Below are 482 nucleotides of genomic sequence, written 5' to 3' on the forward strand. Positions count from 1 at the left end.
GGTTCAAATTTTTCTGTGGTCGAATAAATATCCAGGGCCGGGTTGGCAGTTAGGGTAATGATCATATTTAAATAAGTTCTATTCTACATTCACCCTAATTTACAGATTAGTTAGAGAATTGTGGGGCTACATTCAAATTTTATACCTGTCACCCTTAATACATCTTATGGTTCGGACAAAAACCTGAGAGATATCATGTTTGTCCCGCTTAAAGAGTTGTAGCTTTATTGAAACAATTATGGTATGGTAGGAAATTTTCCAATAGCCGCCAACCTTATCTCCTTTTTCACCGAAATTGGGGCCCTCTCCCATTTTGCCGGAAGATTCTTTAAAGAGTTGTTCTCACGCCCTTTTGAATTCAGGGAATTTTTACGCCAATGCTATCAAATGGGGAATAAATCCCTTGTTTTGGTGGGAATTACCGGTTTTATCCTGGGTTTGGTCTTCACCCTTCAATCCCGTCCCACTCTTTTAGAATTTGG

Annotated in this window: 1 protein-coding gene; it reads left to right on the forward strand. The window is 39.2% G+C overall.

Annotated features, from left to right (window positions below; all coding sequences use genetic code 11):
- Positions 1 to 243: 243 nt before the first annotated feature.
- Positions 244 to 482 (forward strand): ABC transporter permease (locus HC175_RS17940; protein WP_209310067.1); only part of this gene is annotated, 239 nt, incomplete at its 3' end.

It is taken from the genome of Salinimicrobium oceani (assembly GCF_012037645.1).